Source organism: Bacillus cereus group sp. MYBK5-2, assembly GCF_051915685.1.
Taxonomy (GTDB): Bacteria; Bacillota; Bacilli; order Bacillales; family Bacillaceae_G; genus Bacillus_A; species Bacillus_A cereus.
Genome location: NZ_JBQAFE010000002.1, coordinates 775431 through 795023, shown reverse-complemented (window position 1 = coordinate 795023; position 19593 = coordinate 775431). Strand labels below are relative to the sequence as shown.

Genomic DNA, 19593 nt, shown 5'->3' with positions numbered 1-19593 from the left:
GCTTTTGCTATTTCTCTTGCTTTTTCTTCTTCTTTAGCTTTTGCTATTTCTTTTGCTTTTACTTCTTCTTTAACTTTTACTTCTTCTTTAGCCTTTACTATTTCTTGCGCTTTCTCTTCTTCTTTAGATTTTACTTCTTCTTTAGCCTTTACTATTTCTTGCGCTTTCTCTTCTTCTTTAACTTTTACTTCTTCTTTAATTTTTGCCTCTTCTTTAGGTTTTACTATTTCTTGCGCTTTCTCTTCTTCTTTAACTTTTACTACTTTTGCCTCTTCTTTAGGCTTTACTATTTCTTGTGCTTTCGTTGTTTCTTTCGCTTTTGCTACTTTCTGCGTCTTTACTTCTTTCTTTTCTTTAACTGATTTTTGTACTTTCGCTACTTGCTTCGTTTTCTCTTCAGTTTTCTTTTCAGTTGGTGCTGTACTTGATAGGAAAGAAACGTTTGCATAAGCAGTTTTTCCTTTATACTCAAATTGCAACCATCCGTCTTTTACTTGATGCGTTGATTCAATTACATCATCTTTTTTTAGTCTGCCAAGAATTTCTGAATCTGTGTTTGCTTCAGTACGTACATTTAACAAATTCGCCGTTACATGATATACATCTTTTGTAAACTCCGAACTTACAAACACTTCTTTACCATTCAACTCAATTTTTGACCAGCCATCTTCGGTATTTATGACTTTTAATTCTTGCCCATTCTTTACTTTTTCGACCACTTTTGATTCTGTAGTCGGTTTTTCACGTACGTTAAGTACATCTGCTGTTACGATTGTTTCTGCGGTAGCAGTTGTGGTAAACGCTCCCAATCCAAAAACAGTTGCTGTTGCTGCGCCAATTACTTTTTTCATATTAGCCTCCATTAAATTTTTTTGAATTTTATCAAATGCCTCCGTAAAATTGTATAATTTTACATAATATCAAAACATTTGCAACAGTATATTAATATTGTTTAATATACTGTTATTAAAACTCCTTACTCCAATACTATCAAATTCTCATTTCTAATTCTATATATTATAAATCTCCTTATCTTTTATAAAAGCTCCATGCCCTTCTTCACACTAAATAGTTGTGGCAATTCCCGCCAAAAATAAACTTACGATTGCTAAAATTTGAGTAGCGACAATAGCCCCTCTTAAATGAAACTTATAATCTTTATATCCTTTCATACCTTCCGTACTAGGAATCACAACAAACCTTGGAGTAATCCAGCAAAAAATTAGCCAATCAATTATAAGTAAATCTACTAAATTGCAAATCATTAAAATACCAAAAGTGTGTAAATAGGCATCCATATACATTAACTTTTCATGCTTATGTAGTATATATGTAGAAAGGAAAGGAGTACCGAAAAGAATAGTATTATATACAATATTAAAATAAATGGTTTGCTTTTTTTCATGAATCGATTTTGGAAAAACTACTTTTTGAATATCTTTCGGATAATCAGTTAACGAAAGTCGAGGATTATAATATAAGGACCCTAAAATCATTACGGATAGTACAATAGACATGATGACACCAACGTACATCATTTGCTCAAATTGATTCATATGCTTCATTCACCCTTTTCTGTAATTACTATGATGGTCATTCACTTAATTACATATTGTATGTACGTACATAATCAAAAATTAACAACTAGCTTTAATAGCGAAGCAAAATTGTTGCAATGCAAATGCAAGTTTAATACAGTGGAAGCCTAATTGATACAGATAGGATTGGTGAAACCTATGAAAATTGAACATATTGCAATTTGGGTAAATGACTTAGAATGTATGCGTGATTTTTATATGAAATACTTTAATGGTAAAGCAAACTCTTTATATCATAATAAAACGAAACAATTTGAATCTTATTTTATTACGTTCGAATCTGGAGCAAGACTTGAACTTATGCGTAAAAAAGGGATTGAAAATAAGCCTAATTTAAACATAACCGGCTATACTCATATGGCTTTTTCTGTCGGTAGTGAAGAACGTGTGAATGAACTAACAAAGGTGATAAAAGATGCTGGTTATCCTTTATTAAATGGACCACGTTTTACTGGAGATGGCTATTATGAAAGTGTAATAGGCGATCCAGAAGGCAATCAAATAGAAATTACGATTTAACTTACCCTTTTCCACCACCTCCGTATTTTTCCACAGATTAGGCGGTGCTGTTGTTGAGGTGCCAAATGAGGCAACTGCTTACTTTTACCGAAAAGCACTATCAAACATGCCAATATTTGCTACTTGGGGGCAATCAGAAGGTGCTGGTGGAAGTATTCGATGGGTTGAAGATTTCCGCTTGGCAATGCTCCCCTTTACAAAGGGTGTCTACGTTAATACACCTGACCTTTCCATTAAAAATTGGCCAGATGCATACTTCAGTTGCAGCTTTGACCGATTAATGAAAGTAAAAGCGAAATACGATCCGAAAAATGTTTTTAACTTTCCGCAAAGTATTCCGCTTTTTTAAACTATATATTCCACCTAATATATCAAAATATAAAACATCCATTTTTTTATGGGTGTTTTACAAAAAGAGTTTACATAATATAATTATTAGTTGCTTCTTTTACTAAATATCTATTCAACAATCGAAAGTAACACTTTCTCAAGGTCTTTTTTAGATAACATACTTTCGTTTATATAGCCATTCTTTTAATTGTACTTCATCCAAAGCTCCGTTCCCCTCTCATAATCCTTCACACTATATTCGCTCGTTTTTCACAAAAGGTTCATTTTACATGAAAATTTATTTATTACAATAAAAATATAAGGTATATTTTTATGAAAAGGAGGAATTCAATAATGAATACAGAGGATAAAATTCACGCTGAAAAAGTGTTAAAAAATCTATTCATCGGATCACAAGTTGATGGATTACAATTTGGTATTTCTCCAGGCGCTATAAAGATTCATTTCACAAACTTTCACGACTCAGTTGATTATGACGGACAATTATATATCAATATCGAATCCAAATGGTGTTTATTTAATAAACCTCAAAAAAGCTACCCATTAAATGAAGATGAATTTGAAGTTTATTCTGAGAAAGAAGAATATGAAAGAATATGTAAGATAAGAAGACAAAAAGTTACCGATATACAACTTGGCTTAGAAAGCCCTCATTTAATTATTACATTAGAGAGTGGACAAATTATTTTTTTAAATGGTTTTCATGATTATTATGAATGTTGGCAAGCTGGTGTCCTATGTGAGCAATGGCTTGTAGTCGCTGCACCTGGGAATGAAATCGCCACTTGGGCTCCCGATGAGTTTACCGATAAGTAAACTGTCTTCACGAAGAAGAAACGAAGATATTTTATGAAGTACTATACTAATGAACTACATAATCATTTCTATTACACGTAAACAAAATGACGATTTTACTTTAATAGAACTCACTTTATTAAAGTTGAAAGGATGATAATGATGGCATGTGTCCATGATTTTGGAATAATTGACGATTTTACTTCTCAAAAAAATTACGAAGATTATACACCAGAGAAACATCATTGTATATCTGTTGATGATGATATTATCAGTAGTTTAAATCAAAATTTATCAATTATGAAAACCTACTTCCATACAGTCAAAAATCAGAAATACGGTTTAGCTTATTGTGGTATTACAATTATCCCGCCTGAATCATTAGCAATTTTCTATGAAACAGTTACATCCTCAAAGTTCTTCAGAAAATCTGATGAGCTGAATGAGTTAGCTTCAAAAATTGTACAAGCTGCAGCAGAACAGAAGTACATGATCCATTATGGGGTTTAAATGTAATTCAAAAAATGCTTAGGATTTCTCCGAAGCATTTTTTGTATGTTACTAATACATTTATTCCTTAACCATTTAGTCAATGCTTGAGCCTATGGACCCATCTTTTACAAGTGAGGGCGCCCCTATTAATCTAAATAAGCGTCTCATTTCCAATCTTCCAGCTAAACCATCTCCCGTGCCCTTCTGTTTCTCCAACCGTTTCACGATATTCGTTTCCGTTAATATAATAATCAATATGAAGGTCACGATCCCACATGTTGTTATACAGGTGGAATACATCACGTTTTGCGCCAATTTCTTGTATTTGTTTTTCTAACTTATGTTTTACTTGTTCTGGTATTTGATTTGCAACATGTGTATGGAAAATACAAATAACAGCTTCTTCACTTATTTGTTCAATAATAGATGATAATAGCTCTACACCGTCTCCTTCTATTAATTGGACAGATTCATTTTTCACTAAAGATGCAGCTTGATCAAACATCTCAAGCCTTTCTTTATGTTCTGGCCAAATTAAAGCACGTAACCATAAATAATCTTCCTTATTATGTAAATCATTCACATGTAAGTCCAGTCCAATTCTTTCTACGACAGATGGGCTTTCTTTTAGAAAATGCGGCACATTCGTCCCTCTTATTTCAGAAGTTACATGCACATTTGAATTTATATTTCCGTACATTTCATCCGTCCCGTACGAATAACTATATTGGTCCCAGAACAGTTGCAACCCAGAACTTGTCCCAATTTCAATTAACGCTAACGGCTTCTTCACTTTGTTAAATATGTAGCAGAAACTTGGGTATAAGTATGCGCACCGTCTTACTTCATTTGTTTGAACGAGTTTCGTTTGTAACAAAGTAATGATTTCTTCTCGGTACTCTTTACAGAAATCTTTAAAATGATTAAAAGCTTTATCTAAATTTGTATCAGCATTTTCAACTAAACTACTATAATACGTTTTTAAATGATGTTCTTTCCCTGCTAACAATAAATAATGTACTGCACCTAATAGTAAGTTTGGGACTGGTTGACCTACCTGAGCATAGGACGATAGTGTAAGTACTTCCTCATCTTCAGCAATTTTCATTGATAAATATTCATATAAATCACTTGACCCTTTACATTCCTTTATTGAAAAGTTTCGAAATAAGTTTGAAATTTGCTCTTTTGTACACATTAGAGTCCCTCCTTTTTATTTTTCAGAATAATCTTACCATTACAGAAAGAATAATTCCATAAAAAGGTACTCGATTTAGTCACTTAAGGATACGTAAGCTTTTTCGAGATAATTTCAAACTGTAATTTTTTTCTATTTATCACCTTAAAAGAGCTTGTTAAATAAGATTTTTAGCGAATAAAACGTTAAATAGTTTAAAATTATCAGATAACACTAGATATTTTAGTCTATTAATTATTATAATAGAGTATGAGATGGTTATATAATTGAGACAAAAAAGGTATACAACTAGGTGGGGCCTAGGCGGTGTTTCTCTTTTACGGCTTAGACATAGAAAACACCTACACTTTTTTGCCAATATAGGGGATGGAGAGATTATCATGAGCAACATGCAGCAAAAAACAGACGTTATCTTAATTGGTGCAGGAATTATGAGTGCAACGTTAGGCTCATTACTAAAAGAATTAGCACCAGAATGGGAAATTAAAGTTTTTGAAAAACTCGCAAGTGCCGGGGAAGAAAGCTCTAACGAATGGAATAATGCAGGTACAGGGCATTCTGCGCTATGCGAACTGAACTATACTTCCGAAAAAGCTGACGGATCTATAGATATTAGTAAGGCTGTAAAAGTGAATGAGCAATTCCAGCTTTCAAGACAATTTTGGGCATATCTTGTAAAGAGCAAATTAATTCGTAATCCACAAGATTTTATTATGCCACTACCTCATATGAGTTTAGTACAAGGGGAAAAAAATGTTGAGTTTCTAAAAAACCGTTTTGAAGCGCTTTCAAAAAATCCACTGTTTCAAGGAATGGAATTTTCTGATGCTCCTGAAACATTAAAAAAATGGCTTCCACTCATTATGGAAGGCCGCACATCTAATGAACCGATGGCGGCAACGAAGATTGACTCTGGAACAGATGTTAACTTCGGTGCATTAACACGTATGTTGTTTGATTACTTAAAAACAAAAAATGTCGAGCTAAACTACAAGCATAGTGTCGAAAATATTAAGCGCACGAAAAATGGTTTGTGGGAAGTAAAAGTACACGATATGAATAGTGGTAAAATTGAGCATCATACTGCTAAATTCGTCTTTATTGGCGGCGGTGGCGGTAGCCTACCTCTACTTCAAAAGACTGGTATCCCTGAATCAAAACATATCGGTGGATTCCCGGTAAGTGGACTATTTATGGTATGTAAAAACCAAAAAGTTGTAGAGCAACATCATGCGAAAGTGTACGGTAAAGCTAAGGTTGGTGCTCCGCCAATGTCTGTACCTCATCTAGATACGAGATATATAGACAATAAAAAAGCTTTACTGTTTGGACCATTCGCAGGCTTCTCACCTAAATTCTTAAAAACAGGTTCAAATCTTGACTTAATCGGTTCTGTAAAACCGAATAACGTCTTAACGATGTTAGCCGCTGGTGTAAAAGAAATGGGACTTACAAAATACTTAATTCAGCAAGTTATGTTATCACATGAAAAACGTATGGAAGAATTACGCGAATTCATTCCGAACGCGAAAAGTGAAGATTGGGATATTGTAGTTGCTGGGCAACGTGTACAAGTAATTAAAGATACTGATGCTGGCGGTAAAGGGACACTTCAATTTGGTACAGAAGTAGTAAGTGCAGCTGACGGCTCAATCGCCGCATTACTAGGCGCATCACCAGGTGCTTCTACTGCTGTTCACGTCATGCTTGAAGTATTAGAAAAATGTTTCCCAAGCCGCATGATAGAATGGGAAGAAAAAATAAAAGAAATGATTCCTTCATATGGCATTTCACTAACTGAAAATCCAAGATTGTTCCAAGATCTTCACACTTCTACTGGTCGTACACTTGGATTAAACGAAAAAGAAACTGTTCATAATTAATGAAGAAATAAAAAAACGTCCGATATATTCGGACGTTTTTTTGTCTACTAAAAATTATACTTATCAATATTATCTTTCGTAAATACAACTCGTTCTGGTAATACGATAATTCCATTCCCTTCTGCCTCATAATCATATCCTTGAATGGAGTTTGGCTCTACCTTCACTTTTCCAATTCCTTTTACTTCGAAGCTATCCCCTACTTTTAACTTCTTCCCTTTTACAACAATTTCATTTGCTACATACGTTGCGAGAGCACCTTGTTGTTTTACATCCCATAAACCAAATTGTGCTACTGTTCCTCGTTTTACGTAATCACGCATAACGTTTGGTGTAGAGAAGCCAGTTACGACAACCTTTTTATCCATTTTTAAATTTTCAGCTGCTTGTGCCATTGCCGGAAGTGCCGTTGCATCTGGACAAATGACTGCATTAATATCAGGATACGTTTTTAAAATATTCTCTCCTACTGACAAAGACTTTTGCGCATTATTTTCACCGTACTGCGTCGTTACAATTTCCCAGTTCGGATATTTCTTTTTAATAATTTCTTTCGCTTTCGTTACCCATTGGTTTTGATCCGTTACTGTCGGGCTAGAATAAAAGAAGGCTACTTTTCCTTTATCTCCAATTTGCTTTGAAGTCATTTCTATTAATAAATTAGCAAGTTGGTCTGGTGTTCCTTGGCTGATATAAAAGGAACGGTCTTTCGGATTCACATCAGAATCCCATGTTAACACCGTCATCCCTTTTTTCTTAGCACGTTGCAGTGATTGGGATAACCCATCCACTGACGTAGATGAAACCATAATCGCATCATAGTTTTGATTAATGAAATTGTTTATATATTTAACTTGCCCTGAAACACTCGCTTCAGACGGTCCATCATACTTCACTTGCACGCCTAACTTATCTCCCATCTCTTTTGCCCCTTCACCACCCGATGTGAAGAAACCAACTCCTGTTAATTTCGGAATAAATGCAAATTTCACATCATCAACCTTTTTCTTATCTGCCGTTTGGCTAGAACACGCAATTAAACCGATTAAACAAATACATACAATCAATACAATCCCCAGTTTTCTCTTCATGACATTTCCCCCTTATGCAAATTCTTTCTTTTCTCCGCTAAGAATTGATGTAATTTGAAATGTCTCATAATAACTGAAAGAATAAGGATAATACCTATTACTACATTGGATTGTTCATTTGTTAAACCCGTCATTTGCAAGCCATACTGCATGAGCCCAATGAAAATACTCGCCAGTACAGTACCAATAATGCTTCCTTTTCCGCCTGTAATAAGTGTACCGCCTAAGACGACTGCTGTAATGATTGGTAAAATTGTTTCACTTCCCATATCAGCACGTGCGGAACCGAAGTAGGCAGTTAAGAAAGCGCCTCCTAATCCACCTCCTAACCCTGAAAGTATGTAAGCAATAATGACTACTTTTTTCGTTTTAATCCCGGTGTATTTTGCTGCATTTTCGTTCGCACCTGTTAATTTTACATGGCGCCCGTATATAGTTCGGTGAAATAATACAGTACATAAAACTGTTAATACGATCAGTAGCCATAATAAATTCGGTATTCCTATAAAACTACCGTTTGCCAGTTGTACAAATGTGTCAGGTAAACCGCTTATTCCTTCGTACCCAGAAGCACCTGCCCCTCCTGAAATGACGAGGGCAATTCCCCCGTATAAAAACATCGTTCCGAGTGTAACGACGAGTGGTTCTACATCCGTCATTTTTATAATGAGTCCGTTTAAAGCGCCTGCTAAACAACTAATTATTAGGGCGATTATAACAGCAAACAAAATAGGTATTCCGTTCATCCAAAGTACACCGATTAAGATTGAAGTGAGCCCCATTATTGAGCCGATCGATACATCAATTCCTCCTGTTACTATAACAAAAGTCATTGGTATCGCCGCAATTGCGATAAATAGAAAATCATTTGTACTAAAAAGGAGATTACTAATATTTAAGAAATCACTATTTATTAAACTAAAAAGGATGAATTCTACAAGAAGTAATACAATTAGAACCCCTTCCCATCTATATACATACTTCATAGATTCATCCTCCTTTCTGCCTTCCACTTTTTCATAACACTATCTAATATGATGATAAGTAATAATAAAAAACCTGAAATAGCATTATTCCAAAATGCTGGTATTTTTAAAAAGACGAGTGAGCTACTTATTGTTTCTAAAAATAACGCTCCTAATGCAGCTCCAAATAAAGATCCTGTTCCTCCTTTTAAATGAATTCCTCCTAGTACAGCGGCTGCGATTACTTGTAATTCTAATCCTGTACCTGTTTGATTTGGCACGAAACCGATATTCATAACAAATATGCAACCAGCGAGCGCAGCGCTTATGCCTGAAATCATAAACGCATATATCTTCACTTTATTTACAGGTATACCAATAAGCCTCGCGCCATCTTCATTATCACCTACCGCATAAAAGTATCTTCCCAATGGCACTTTTCTTAAAAAGAAGTATAGTAGTAGTAAAATAATAAGAACGAACCATACAGTTATAGGTAAACCAAGAATGATGATAGATGACAGCTGCTTAAAATCGTTTGGAATATCTTCAATCCACTTCCCGCCTGTGAAAATTAACATTGTACCTCTAATAATTCCTAACATGCCTAATGTCATAATAATGGCTGGTACCCGAAACTTCGCAACTCCAATACCATTTACGAAACCGATAATGGCTCCAAGTATAATAGCTACAAATATCGACAAGAATGCACTATACCCATTCGTTAACATCATTCCGCAAACTGCTGCACTTAGCCCCATGCTTGAACCAACTGATACATCTATATTTTTCGTAAATAAGACGAACGATTGACCGATTGCTAGCACGACTAAAATAACGCTTGATTTCATCAGTAAAGATAACGAGTTAAATTGAATAAAACTAGGGTTTATCATTCCTACAATAGCTATATAAATTAGTAGTAACAGTATGATAGACGTTTCATGCATTTTTAATATATGTTTCATTCCGCTACACCTCCGTATGCAAGGCGCGTAACTTCATTCACACTCAGTTGTTCTTTTTCCATATGAGAAACAAATCGCCCATTTCTCATTACATATACACGGTTTACTAATTGGACAATTTCTTCAACATCTGAAGAGATTAATAAAATTGCGAGTCCTTCCCTTTTCATTTTTTTTATCGTCTCATACACTTCAAGCCTTGCTTTCGCATCAATTCCGCGAGTCGGCTCATCAAGAATAATAATTTTAGGATTACATGCAAGATACTTCGCAAGCACGACCTTCTGCTGATTACCTCCTGATAAAGATGCCAGTTCTTTATTCATATTCTGTACAACAATTCGGAACTGTTCTATAAACGAATTAACTAAAGCGCTTTCTTTTTCTTGATTTATAAAAAAGCGATTATTTTGATATAAACTTGCTGCTGTAATATTTTCTTTAACAGAAGCAATTGAGAAAATTCCATTTCTCGCCCTATCCTCTGGCACATAAACTAGTCCTTCGTCTAGCCTTTTATGCAAAGAACACGTATCAATTGATTTTCCACCCAATAAGATAGACCCTGATTTTATAGTTTTCAATCCAAATATCGCTTCTGCTAATTCCGTTCTGCCAGATCCTATAATGCCAGCAACACCTACAACCTCACCCGCATGTACAGTGAATGATATATTCTCGAATGCGTGACCATTTATATCAACCACTTCTAATATTTTTTTCGTCTTTACTGTCTCTTGAACTACTTCTATTTTCTCTTTCTGTTTATATCCTTTTGGCAATAGTCCCTCCATCAGCATGTCATATGTATAGTCACATACATCACCTTGGCTTACAACCATTCCATCACGTAGTATTGCTACTTTGTTGGCAATTTCAAAGATTTCTGGAAAACGATGTGTAATATAAATCATCCCGATTCCTTTTTCTTGTAAACTTTTCATCAACACAAAAAGACTCTTAATTTCGTGTGTTGTTAATGTCGATGTTGGCTCATCTAGAATAAGAATCTCAGCTTCTCTTATTAATCCTCTAACGATTTCTACTAACTGTTGTTGCGCAATCGATAATGCTCCTCCTAGTTTATTAAGGTCAATATCCCATCCTAAGCTGCTAATCAATTGCTGAATCTGTACTTTTAGTTTCTTTTTCTTTTCTTTTAACCCGATACACATATTTTCTTCAATAGTCATATGCGGAAAAATGAGTGGTTCTTGCGGTATTAAATAAATACCTTTTCGGTGTGCTTCTGATGGATTTGAAAACTGTTGCTTCATTCCTTTTACATACATCTCTCCATCATCATACGAATATAACCCTGTTAATATTTTCATTAATGTTGATTTCCCGGCGCCATTTCCCCCCACTAAAGCGTATATATCTCCGCGCTCTACTTGTAAGTTCACTTCTTTTAATACAAGTTGATTTAAAAACACCTTACTCATTTTCTTTACTTGTAATAAAGGTACGTTCTCCACATGATGTCACCTGCCTTTATCCAGAACATTTTTTGAGAAAATGATTATTTGTTCTACTTGTTTTGTAGCATTGTATATTCCTTTTTTTATATCTAGAACACTTTTTTCTACGTACTATTAATCGTTTCAACTGGAATAAACAAAATATATGGTACATATGTTTAAGCTGTGGTCAATTGTTGAAAGGGATGAAGAGTATGACTCAGCTAAACTTTGAAGAAAATTTATTAACTAAAGTAGCTTGGTACTATTATAAAGACCAATTAACACAACAGGAGATCGCGTCACTTCTTCATATTTCAAGAAATAAAGTCGTCCGGTTATTAGATAAAGCGCGGAGTGAAGGTATCGTTACATTTCACGTAAAAGGGACTGGTTTGCACTGTTTAAGTATTGAGCGTGACCTAATGAAAAAATTCCACTTAAAAGATGCTTTTATTATCCCTACCCCAGTAAACAATTATCACGCTTCTCTCGGAAAAGCTGCTGCACAATATTTAGAAACTCATCTCCAGCAAGGCGATTTACTCGGTATTGGCTGGGGAGAAACAATTAGCAAAATGCTAGAAAACATTCATTTTGAAAGTTCTATCAACCTTTCAATCGTAACGCTCACAGGCGGGGTAAATCACTATCTCCCGAGAAAACAAAACTATTTACACTACATGCAAGGCGAACTTCACATTATCCCTACGCCGTTTCTAGCGTCTACAACCGAAATGGCACAAAGTATTCTATCAGAACCGAGCGTAAAAGATATGCTTCAAGTCGCTTCACTTGCTCATACGGCTGTTGTCGGTATTGGGGGATTATCTCAAGACGCTACGATTGTAAAAGAAGAAAAATTAACACTATGTGAGATGACATATATTCGTAGTCAAAACGGTGCTGGCGATATTTTAGGACAGTTTTATAATACAAATGGCGATTTATTAGAGCTCTCGCATCACAATCGTCTAATTGGCACGCCCCTCTCTATTTTGCGCAATATGAAGCATGTCGTCGGTGTTGCTGGAGGTACTGAAAAGATAGATGCAATTTATGGTGCCTTAAAAGGAAAGTTTATTCATTCATTAATTACCGATGAGGAAACTGCCCTCTCCTTATTACGAAAGGATGGTGATTGTTAATGTCCCATTTATTAGCTTTCGATGCTGGTACAGGGAGCATTCGAGCAGTTCTTTTTGATTTACATGGTAATCAAATTGCAGTAAGTCAAAAAGAATGGATTCACAAATCTGACCTTCGTTATCCAGGCTCTATGAACTTTGATGTAGTAGAAAATTGGAAGCTAGTACAAGAATGTACGAAAGAGGTGCTTCAAAAAAGCAACACTCCTGCCTCTTCTATTCTTGCTATTAGCGCTACAAGTATGCGAGAAGGATTTGTTTTATATGATCAAGATGGGCAAGAAATATGGGCGTGTGCAAATGTTGATGGGCGCGCATCCGTCGAAGTTAGTGAATTAAAAGAAATTCGGTCACATCTTGAAAAAGATTTATATACAAAGTCTGGTCAAACTTTTTCATTAGGTGCTTTACCACGCCTACTCTGGATAAAAAAACATGAACCCGACGTCTATAATAATATTCACTCTTTTACAATGTTAAACGATTGGATTTTATATAAACTAAGCGGCGTACTACAAATCGATCCCTCAAACGGATGCACGTCAGGTATTTTTGACTTACAAAATAGAGTGTGGGATAACGATGTCGCTAAGGAGTGCGGCCTATCTTTGCCATTTTCACCAACAGTAAATGAAGCTGGTACAGTAATTGGCAACGTTACAAAAGAGTGTGCAGCATTAACTGGATTACGTGAAGGGATTCCTGTCGTCGCCGGGGGTGGAGATGCTCAAATGGCATCGCTCGGAACAGGAATCGTGAAACCGAATCAAACGTTAATATGCGGGGGGAGCTTTTGGCAACAAGAAGTGAATGTTACTGAGCCAATAACAGATCCACATGCTGCGATTCGAGTAAATTGTCACGTTGTTCCGAACCTATGGCAATATGAAACAATCGCCTTTTTCCCAGGTCTCGTTATGCGCTGGTTTCGAGACGCTTTTTGCCAAGAAGAAAAGAAACTTGCTGATAAACTCGGTGTAGATGCTTATGAATTACTAGAAGAACAAGCGAAAGACGTACCTGTCGGTTCACATGGCATTATCCCTACTTTTTCAAACGTTATGAACTACATTTCTTGGCGTCATGCCGCACCTTCTTTTTTAAATTTAAGTTTAGACGCTGACAAATGCGGAAAAAAAGAACTGTTTCGTGCTATTGAAGAAAATGCAGCCTTCATTACACTTGGAAACTTAAAATTAATAAAAAATCTAACTGGCACATTCCCTTCTGAAGTTATTTTTGCTGGCGGTGCCGCTAAAGGAAAACTATGGCCACAAATTCTATCAGACGTACTCGGTATTCCTGTAAAAGTACCTGTTGTGAAAGAAGCAGCTGCTTTAGGAACTGCGATTGCTGCTGGAGTTGGTGCTGGCATATATTCATCTATGGAAGAAACTGCCGAAGAGTTTGTACAGTGGGAGCAAACATTCGAACCAGTTACTGAAAATCACGAACTATATAAAGAGTTCTATGAAACATGGAAAACTGTATATGACAGTCAGCTCGCTTTAGCTGATAAAGGGCTCACCTCACATATGTGGATTGCGCCTGGTGCACTGTAACACATTACATAAAGGAGTGAACTGTATGTTAAAAGCGAATGAAAATGACTTCTCCTATCGCTTCGGTGATAACGGGCCGAAATATTTAATACAAGGTCCAAATATTGATCTTGGCCTTGTTGTCATTCAACCGGGCCAGGAGTTTCAAAACCATTATCATACGACGTGCGAAGAGGTCTTTTATGCATTAGAAGGTGAAATAGATTTCTATGTGAATAATGAAAGAGTTCCAATTAAACAAGGTGATGTCCTGCAAGTTCGTCCTCATGAATCTCACTATCTTATTAACCATTCTGACAAACCTTTTAAAGCTGTTTTTATTAAGTCACCACATTTACCAAATAAAGATACTGTACAAACGGAAAATCCAACATTAACGAAGGAGTGATTTGGAATGACTTGGGGATTTAAAAATCGATTAAATACAATTTTACCTGATGGTAGAGCGGTTATGTTAGCAATAGATCACGGTTATTTCTTAGGACCAATTCACGGACTAGAACAACCACTTGAAACAGTAAAAAACTTACTTCCTTATACAGACTCCCTCTTTTTAACGCGCGGTGTACTTAGCTCCTGTATTCCTGAAAACTGCAGCACACCGATGGTTATGCGTGTATCTGGCGGCGCTACTGTCGTCGGTAAAGATTTAGCGAATGAAACAATTGTTACACCTGTAAAAGAAGCAGTGAAGCAAAACGCAATTGGCGTTGGTGTTTCTGTTTTTGTCGGATCAGACTATGAAACACAAACTGTTTCGAATCTCGCAAATGTAGTCTCTGAAGCTCACGATTACGGCCTACCTGTACTCGGCATTACCGCAGTCGCAAAAGAATTACAAAAACGTGAAGCTCGCTTTCTAGCACTTGCTTCCCGCGTATGTGTTGAAATGGGTGCTGATATTATTAAAACGTATTACTGCGAGGGATTCGAAAAAATAACGAGCACATGCCCTGCCCCAGTCGTCATCGCAGGTGGCCCAAAACTAGATTCAATTGAAGACGCATTAAACATTACGTACAATGCGCTGCAAGAAGGCGCAATTGGAGTAGACATGGGCCGAAACATATGGCAATCCGAGCACCCAGCTGCGATGATTCAAGCGATACATGGCATTGTGAAGAATGGATTGAATGTGAAAGAGGCGCTTGAACTTTATGATGATGTGAAGAATTAATGTGAAAAGACAGACTATTTATTAGTCTGTCTTTTTTACTTTACAGTGAAACTTTCTTAATCCGTCTTCTAATATGATACATACTTAAATTCTATACACCTTCAAATGATTACTCTTGATGATTACTATTAAGCTTTGAAACTTTCTTACCTTCTCTGTAATCAAGACAAGACACCTCAATTAATAAGCCATTAAATACTGTAAAATAAAAACCATAACTACTACCTCTCATCGTATACGGTTTCTTGTCTATTTCAATGCCACCAGCTACTAAACGATTATATGTTTGATCAACTTCATTTGAAGTATCCACTAAAAAACCAATATGAAAAGCTTCTGGATACATCACTTCCTTATTCCCCTTAAATGCTTTGGGGTCGCTTAGCACCAGTATAAATCCACTCTCATCACTCATTACTAATAATGCCTTTCCCTTTTGCTCTAAAAATTGAAAATCAAAAAATGTTTCAAAGAAATGTCTCGCTTCTGATAAATCATCAACACATAAATTCAAATGATTTGACTTCATTCACTCATCTCCTTTTAAGCAGAGAGTATGTAGACTCATTTTCATAACACTTAAATATGCAAGGTAAGATATTCAAGCGTTCCGTCTAAGACTATGCTTTATAAGTCTAATACTTTTCTCCATAGCCTAGAACGTTTTTTAAATGAATGAAAGATTTCCTATCATTCCCATCCCCCCAGTAATAAAAAAGAGGATACATGATTGCTTCTACAACATGTATCCTCTGCTTGTATATTACGACTGCTGATAAGCCGCTTTTGATGATTTCACATAATAAACTGCGTGATCCACATTAATGATATGATCTGGTTTTGGTTTACCACGGCCCGCTCTATGTCCAGCTAAGTGTTCTTCACTTGTTTCCCAGTTTTTCCATGCTTCTTCAGATTCCCAGCGAATCATAACGACTACTTCTTCGTCGCCGCGTCTTACTTTTTTCACAAGAACACTTAAGTCAATAAAGCCTTCAAATTTTTCAATAATACCTTCTCCAGTAAAACGTTCTACAACTATATTTGATGTACCTTCTTTTACTGTAAATGTTTTCGTTTCGATAAACATATATCCCACTCCTTCATTGTAATACGAATACTACTATACTTCTATTATAGTTGATTATGATAATTATTTTCAATTATAAAGTTTAAATTTTTCGAATTATGCTGTTTTCTCTTCTATCGCCTCATCTAAAAATTTGAAATATGGGAGTAAGATTCCGATTAAAGAAGTGACACATATAATTGAACCGATAATAAAGTATAGTGCTCTTACTCCCCACATTTCACTCAATATGCCCCCTACTAACACACCTAACGGCATAGCGGATCGTATGAAAAATAATCGCACCGAAAATATTTGTCCTATCATATTGTTCGGAACTGATTGTTGGCATATCGTTGTGTTATAAACATTGAAAAAGGCAATACAAACACCTGCAACTATTTCAATTATTACCGCCATTACAATACTGTGGTTAAAACCTAGCGAAATGTATGTGAGTCCCCCGATAAACAATCCTCCAAGCATAAGTATACGCCTGCTTTTATATGTTACTTTTCCGACTAGTATAGATCCAACTACATAGCCAAGTGGGAATCCGGCCATAAAATAACCAAATTCCGCATATCCCGCTGACAGCTCGTCTTTTATATAAGGAAGATTTGTAACCATCGTTACCCCAACTCCAAATTGCACGAAAGTAAGAAATATACCGAGCCAAACGATGATTGGTTTTGTAAAAAAATATGTAAAACCGTGAAGAAACTGTCCAAGCCACGTTTTCCGAATAGGTTGCGACGTTCTATTTTCTTTTATATAAAGTAAGAAAGCACCACTAACAAATAAACAAATGCATACGAAAGATAATGTAAGTTCTGTTCCAATGAAATGAATGACTACTCCACCTAATACTGGCGCAAGAAACATCATAAGGCGAGTCATTCCATCAATGTACGCATTCGCATCTTGAAGTTGTTCTTTCCTTACAATGCTCGGTGTAATGGCTTGACTTGCAGGTGTATAAAGTGGTGTAATAAGTCCCACTACTATTTGAACAACATAAATGTGCCAAACTTCTATACTACCTGAAACTAGCATCACTAAAGGTAATAAAAATACGGACGCTCGTATCCATTGTGAAAAAATCATAATCCACTTCCGGCTCCATTTATCAATAAATGGGCCGCTGATTAATTGCAGTATGAGTGATGGGATGAAATATAATAACCACATACTACTTAAAGCCATTTCTGATCCTGTTAACTCATATACTAGAATTGAATTACATAACGTTCCGAAAGCCCCTCCTAATTCTGAGATTGCACTACCAATCCACATAAAAAAAAACGAACGATTTTTCAATACATTTTTCAATTTCATACACCAACTTTTCTTTTATATTCCTCCCTTTATGTACATTCTCGTTGTTAATTATCTATTCAAAAACATATCTAATTCTTTCGCTAAAGACTGTACTGCTTTCTTTCTTAATACATATTTTCCATCGTGTATATCCACTAACTTCGCTGCACGTAACAATTTCAAATGGTGGTGTACAGTCGATTTACCAAGTTGCAATCTTTCTGTAATTTCCTGCAATGTTCGTTCTTTTTCGAACAACATTTTTACAATGCGTAACCTCGCTTCATCTCCAAGAGCTTTATGTTTTTGAACTAAAAAATAATTCGGTTCATATGGATCTTCAGGATGGATACTTTCGTTTGCAACTGGATAATGAAATACTTTCGTATCTTCAATATCTGCCTCAATATTCCACGGTCTGTACGTCATTTGCGGAATAAGAAGTACGTGATGAACACTTGGCTCTGGCATATAAATAACGCCACCTGTAGCCCACTCGACAAACTCTTCCGGCTTCATCTTTTTATTCATTTCATTTTTTGCTTCATAATCTCGTTTTAATATAGAAAGTATTTCTTCTTCCTCACTCTTAATTACACTCTCATACCACCCTGTCATTACAGCGATTAAATGAGATTTCAGCACTTGTACATCTACGTCACATATAAAGCGAATGTACGTAGAGAAAAACTGATGATCATGTGTTAATTCCTTTAATTCATGTATTGCAGTTACATCTCTACTTGCGGCTAAACGTCTTTTTTTCTCATATTTCTCCCCTAAAAACGGTAAACATGTATACTTCAAATCTTCTTCTGAAAGTGAATCGATTTTAGCATGAAACTGCGATACATCCTGCATGTCTTCTTCATACAACACCTGAAGTAATGCTTTCCACGTATTATGTTCTTCGACAAATTGTAAGTGCTCTCTCATTTCTTCTGTTAATGATTTCTTAATTTCTTCCCATTCATTTTGACTCTTTTCAAGAGTATCAATTAACCGCTTATGAGTAATTGCTGCAATGCCAAGCGCACATTCGAAAAGTATCGAATATTTCACTTGAACGTTATAAGTTTCCCTCTTTCTACTCGTTATGTGATAGACCTCCATTTTTATCCCCTCCTTGTTTGCTATATATTAAATTCTATTTTTATCGAATTTAACCTTCTATATTTTTAGAATTATTTTGCGACTTCAAAAAAACTCTAATCAATGAGCAAATAGAGAAAGGTTTATACTCTTTTTCATTCTGACTTAATTAAAGCCTTGATTATTAAGTATCATATTAAAAAGAAGTTTTTTAATGACTCTGTTATAAGTTGTCTTTCACCCTCTTGTGCAACTATAGAAAAGGTTTATTGAAGAGAAAAAAGAATTGGTTTTATTAAGAAAAATGAACAGGAGGCTATACGAATGGGAAGAAAAGAAATGTTGCAAAATGGAGTCCAACAAGTTTTTTACGAAGAAGAATGGTACCCACCAATATCAGAAGCGTTAAAGAATCTTACGGTTGAACAAGCATGTTGGCAACCAGAAGGTGCTGCCAGTAATACGATTTGGGAAAATGTGAACCATTTATTAATCTTTAAAGAACGCCTACTTTCCCGCTTACATGAAGACGACACATTTGTTGCTCCACAAAATAATGATGAGACGTTTATCCAAGGTGGACCTAATGATGATGCCGCTTGGCAGCAAACCGTAAAGCGACCGCTTCAAGTACATGATGCCTTACAATCTTCATTAACCGCCCTTCAAGAAGCAGAACTAGATGAACTAAGTCCTTCTCTACCAGTTTGGCAACAATATATGAATATCCTTTTGCATGATGCTTATCATACAGGACAAATTATACAGCTTCGGAAACTTCAAGGTTCATGGCCAACTCACCGTTCTTATTTATAAAGTGAAATTTTAATCAGCTCTTACCAATCGGGATTTTGCGGGCAGCCCATCCCCACCTCACTTCTTTGCTTTCCTTGAATTTTGAG

At 35.7% G+C, this 19593-nt stretch carries 21 protein-coding genes; 10 read left to right on the top strand and 11 right to left on the bottom strand.

What is annotated here, in order from left to right:
- Both ACTFP3_RS12245 and ACTFP3_RS12240 read right to left on the bottom strand, forming a co-directional pair.
- On the bottom strand, nucleotides 1-851 hold an 851-nt coding region (locus ACTFP3_RS12245), incomplete at its 3' end, for an SH3 domain-containing protein (protein ID WP_440010619.1).
- A gap of 213 nt (nucleotides 852-1064) precedes the next feature.
- The gene (locus ACTFP3_RS12240; protein ID WP_001071242.1) at nucleotides 1065-1556 is read right to left on the bottom strand and encodes a hypothetical protein; all 492 of its coding nucleotides are present in this window, start codon (nucleotides 1554-1556) and stop codon (nucleotides 1065-1067) included.
- A gap of 180 nt (nucleotides 1557-1736) precedes the next feature.
- Here ACTFP3_RS12240 and ACTFP3_RS12235 point away from each other — a divergent pair, with 180 nt between their 5' ends.
- From ACTFP3_RS12235 to ACTFP3_RS12220, 4 genes are all read left to right on the top strand, one after another.
- On the top strand, nucleotides 1737-2117 hold the full coding sequence (locus tag ACTFP3_RS12235) for a VOC family protein (RefSeq protein WP_000687535.1): 381 nt from the start codon (nucleotides 1737-1739) through the stop codon (nucleotides 2115-2117).
- 58 nt (nucleotides 2118-2175) lie between these two features.
- The gene (locus ACTFP3_RS12230; protein ID WP_033695889.1) at nucleotides 2176-2466 is read left to right on the top strand and encodes a BBE domain-containing protein; all 291 of its coding nucleotides are present in this window, start codon (nucleotides 2176-2178) and stop codon (nucleotides 2464-2466) included.
- Between the two features lie 335 nt (nucleotides 2467-2801).
- Nucleotides 2802-3284 carry a hypothetical protein gene (locus ACTFP3_RS12225; RefSeq protein ID WP_001090913.1) on the top strand — a complete coding sequence of 161 codons (483 nt, stop codon included), beginning with the start codon at nucleotides 2802-2804 and terminating at the stop codon, nucleotides 3282-3284.
- Between the two features lie 138 nt (nucleotides 3285-3422).
- The gene (locus ACTFP3_RS12220) at nucleotides 3423-3773 is read left to right on the top strand and encodes a short-chain dehydrogenase (protein ID WP_440010614.1); all 351 of its coding nucleotides are present in this window, start codon (nucleotides 3423-3425) and stop codon (nucleotides 3771-3773) included.
- Between the two features lie 133 nt (nucleotides 3774-3906).
- Here the strand turns inward: ACTFP3_RS12220 and ACTFP3_RS12215 are convergent, their stop codons facing one another.
- On the bottom strand, nucleotides 3907-4953 hold the full coding sequence (locus ACTFP3_RS12215) for a DUF2332 domain-containing protein (protein WP_000337441.1): 1047 nt from the start codon (nucleotides 4951-4953) through the stop codon (nucleotides 3907-3909).
- Between the two features lie 380 nt (nucleotides 4954-5333).
- Here ACTFP3_RS12215 and ACTFP3_RS12210 point away from each other — a divergent pair, with 380 nt between their 5' ends.
- Nucleotides 5334-6836 carry a malate:quinone oxidoreductase gene (locus ACTFP3_RS12210; protein WP_000069137.1) on the top strand — a complete coding sequence of 501 codons (1503 nt, stop codon included), beginning with the start codon at nucleotides 5334-5336 and terminating at the stop codon, nucleotides 6834-6836.
- A gap of 47 nt (nucleotides 6837-6883) precedes the next feature.
- Here the strand turns inward: ACTFP3_RS12210 and lsrB are convergent, their stop codons facing one another.
- The 4 genes from lsrB to ACTFP3_RS12190 are packed head-to-tail and all read right to left on the bottom strand — an operon-like array spanning nucleotide 6884 to nucleotide 11341.
- Entirely contained in the window at nucleotides 6884-7927 is a 1044-nt protein-coding gene (lsrB, locus tag ACTFP3_RS12205) for an autoinducer 2 ABC transporter substrate-binding protein LsrB (protein WP_000823660.1), read from the bottom strand.
- Entirely contained in the window at nucleotides 7924-8913 is a 990-nt protein-coding gene (locus ACTFP3_RS12200) for an ABC transporter permease subunit (RefSeq protein WP_326036643.1), read from the bottom strand. The genes lsrB and ACTFP3_RS12200 overlap by 4 nt, the downstream gene beginning before the upstream one ends.
- Nucleotides 8910-9863: an ABC transporter permease subunit gene (locus ACTFP3_RS12195; RefSeq protein WP_000680557.1), complete on the bottom strand. Its 954-nt coding sequence runs from the start codon at nucleotides 9861-9863 to the stop codon at nucleotides 8910-8912. The genes ACTFP3_RS12200 and ACTFP3_RS12195 overlap by 4 nt, the downstream gene beginning before the upstream one ends.
- Nucleotides 9860-11341 (bottom strand): sugar ABC transporter ATP-binding protein, encoded by a 1482-nt coding sequence (locus ACTFP3_RS12190; RefSeq protein ID WP_440010608.1) that lies wholly within the window; start codon nucleotides 11339-11341, stop codon nucleotides 9860-9862. The genes ACTFP3_RS12195 and ACTFP3_RS12190 overlap by 4 nt, the downstream gene beginning before the upstream one ends.
- Nucleotides 11342-11538: 197 nt before the next feature.
- Between ACTFP3_RS12190 and ACTFP3_RS12185 the strand changes: the two genes are divergently transcribed.
- From ACTFP3_RS12185 to lsrF, 4 genes are read left to right on the top strand one after another with little or no spacing between them, the layout of a single operon-like run.
- Nucleotides 11539-12471: a sugar-binding transcriptional regulator gene (locus ACTFP3_RS12185; RefSeq protein ID WP_326036646.1), complete on the top strand. Its 933-nt coding sequence runs from the start codon at nucleotides 11539-11541 to the stop codon at nucleotides 12469-12471.
- Entirely contained in the window at nucleotides 12471-14033 is a 1563-nt protein-coding gene (lsrK, locus tag ACTFP3_RS12180) for an autoinducer-2 kinase (protein ID WP_000018810.1), read from the top strand. Before ACTFP3_RS12185 ends, lsrK begins: the two co-directional genes overlap by 1 nt.
- A 25-nt stretch (nucleotides 14034-14058) precedes the next feature.
- Nucleotides 14059-14421 (top strand): cupin domain-containing protein, encoded by a 363-nt coding sequence (locus ACTFP3_RS12175; protein WP_000909986.1) that lies wholly within the window; start codon nucleotides 14059-14061, stop codon nucleotides 14419-14421.
- Between the two features lie 6 nt (nucleotides 14422-14427).
- Complete coding sequence (lsrF, locus tag ACTFP3_RS12170; RefSeq protein WP_000219772.1) at nucleotides 14428-15210, top strand: 3-hydroxy-5-phosphonooxypentane-2,4-dione thiolase; 783 nt, start codon at nucleotides 14428-14430, stop codon at nucleotides 15208-15210.
- Between the two features lie 109 nt (nucleotides 15211-15319).
- On the opposite strand, the gene ACTFP3_RS12165 is transcribed toward lsrF, so the two are convergent.
- From ACTFP3_RS12165 to ACTFP3_RS12150, 4 genes are all read right to left on the bottom strand, one after another.
- A complete protein-coding gene (locus tag ACTFP3_RS12165) occupies nucleotides 15320-15739 on the bottom strand; it encodes a VOC family protein (protein ID WP_440010604.1) in 420 nt (139 codons plus the stop codon).
- 234 nt (nucleotides 15740-15973) lie between these two features.
- Nucleotides 15974-16300 (bottom strand): heme-degrading monooxygenase HmoA, encoded by a 327-nt coding sequence (gene hmoA, locus ACTFP3_RS12160; RefSeq protein ID WP_000469496.1) that lies wholly within the window; start codon nucleotides 16298-16300, stop codon nucleotides 15974-15976.
- Between the two features lie 96 nt (nucleotides 16301-16396).
- Nucleotides 16397-17617 (bottom strand): MFS transporter, encoded by a 1221-nt coding sequence (locus ACTFP3_RS12155; RefSeq protein WP_000769364.1) that lies wholly within the window; start codon nucleotides 17615-17617, stop codon nucleotides 16397-16399.
- 51 nt (nucleotides 17618-17668) lie between these two features.
- Nucleotides 17669-18712: an ArsR/SmtB family transcription factor gene (locus ACTFP3_RS12150; RefSeq protein WP_000454559.1), complete on the bottom strand. Its 1044-nt coding sequence runs from the start codon at nucleotides 18710-18712 to the stop codon at nucleotides 17669-17671.
- Between the two features lie 303 nt (nucleotides 18713-19015).
- On the opposite strand from ACTFP3_RS12150, the gene ACTFP3_RS12145 reads away from it, so the two are divergent.
- Nucleotides 19016-19507: a DinB family protein gene (locus ACTFP3_RS12145; protein WP_326036647.1), complete on the top strand. Its 492-nt coding sequence runs from the start codon at nucleotides 19016-19018 to the stop codon at nucleotides 19505-19507.
- Nucleotides 19508-19593 lie beyond the last annotated feature (86 nt).

Coding starts and splice junctions, on each gene's coding strand:
- ACTFP3_RS12155 (WP_000769364.1), bottom strand. CDS start 17,617: ATGAAATTGAAAAATGTATTGAAAAATCGTTCGTTTTTTTTTATGTGG.
- ACTFP3_RS12165 (WP_440010604.1), bottom strand. CDS start 15,739: ATGAAGTCAAATCATTTGAATTTATGTGTTGATGATTTATCAGAAGCG.
- ACTFP3_RS12215 (WP_000337441.1), bottom strand. CDS start 4,953: ATGTGTACAAAAGAGCAAATTTCAAACTTATTTCGAAACTTTTCAATA.
- ACTFP3_RS12240 (WP_001071242.1), bottom strand. CDS start 1,556: ATGAATCAATTTGAGCAAATGATGTACGTTGGTGTCATCATGTCTATT.
- ACTFP3_RS12210 (WP_000069137.1), top strand. CDS start 5,334: ATGAGCAACATGCAGCAAAAAACAGACGTTATCTTAATTGGTGCAGGA.
- lsrB (WP_000823660.1), bottom strand. CDS start 7,927: ATGAAGAGAAAACTGGGGATTGTATTGATTGTATGTATTTGTTTAATC.
- ACTFP3_RS12220 (WP_440010614.1), top strand. CDS start 3,423: ATGATGGCATGTGTCCATGATTTTGGAATAATTGACGATTTTACTTCT.
- hmoA (WP_000469496.1), bottom strand. CDS start 16,300: ATGTTTATCGAAACGAAAACATTTACAGTAAAAGAAGGTACATCAAAT.
- lsrK (WP_000018810.1), top strand. CDS start 12,471: ATGTCCCATTTATTAGCTTTCGATGCTGGTACAGGGAGCATTCGAGCA.
- ACTFP3_RS12175 (WP_000909986.1), top strand. CDS start 14,059: ATGTTAAAAGCGAATGAAAATGACTTCTCCTATCGCTTCGGTGATAAC.
- ACTFP3_RS12225 (WP_001090913.1), top strand. CDS start 2,802: ATGAATACAGAGGATAAAATTCACGCTGAAAAAGTGTTAAAAAATCTA.
- ACTFP3_RS12150 (WP_000454559.1), bottom strand. CDS start 18,712: ATGGAGGTCTATCACATAACGAGTAGAAAGAGGGAAACTTATAACGTT.
- ACTFP3_RS12195 (WP_000680557.1), bottom strand. CDS start 9,863: ATGAAACATATATTAAAAATGCATGAAACGTCTATCATACTGTTACTA.
- ACTFP3_RS12145 (WP_326036647.1), top strand. CDS start 19,016: ATGGGAAGAAAAGAAATGTTGCAAAATGGAGTCCAACAAGTTTTTTAC.
- lsrF (WP_000219772.1), top strand. CDS start 14,428: ATGACTTGGGGATTTAAAAATCGATTAAATACAATTTTACCTGATGGT.
- ACTFP3_RS12185 (WP_326036646.1), top strand. CDS start 11,539: ATGACTCAGCTAAACTTTGAAGAAAATTTATTAACTAAAGTAGCTTGG.
- ACTFP3_RS12200 (WP_326036643.1), bottom strand. CDS start 8,913: ATGAAGTATGTATATAGATGGGAAGGGGTTCTAATTGTATTACTTCTT.
- ACTFP3_RS12235 (WP_000687535.1), top strand. CDS start 1,737: ATGAAAATTGAACATATTGCAATTTGGGTAAATGACTTAGAATGTATG.